Origin of the sequence: Marinobacterium sedimentorum (assembly GCF_024267675.1) — a bacterium.
Taxonomy (GTDB): Bacteria; Pseudomonadota; Gammaproteobacteria; order Pseudomonadales; family Balneatricaceae; genus Marinobacterium_A; species Marinobacterium_A sedimentorum.
Map to the genome: position 1 here is coordinate 1 of NZ_JALDYX010000195.1, position 218 is coordinate 218.

Sequence of the window (218 nt, forward strand, 5' to 3'; positions counted from 1 at the left end):
GCCGATGCAAATACAGATCAACGGGCGAGACTTGCCGTACAGTTTGTTATTTCTTGAAGCGTTTGGTTTTGAGTTCATCTTGTCATGCCACTGTCCTGAGATTGATGTCATGGCAAGTTTACAGAAGCTGAGCCCACTACAGCCTATTCGGTGCTACCGGATAAAACGTTATATTGAACTAGGTGAAGAGCAGAAAAAGGCCTTAGATCATTTTCGTG

The 218-nt window shown here is 44.0% G+C and carries 1 protein-coding gene; it reads left to right on the plus strand.

Annotated elements, in window-relative coordinates; translation table 11 throughout:
• On the plus strand, positions 1–218 hold a 218-nt coding region (locus MRS74_RS23815), incomplete at both ends, for a hypothetical protein (RefSeq protein ID WP_254582757.1).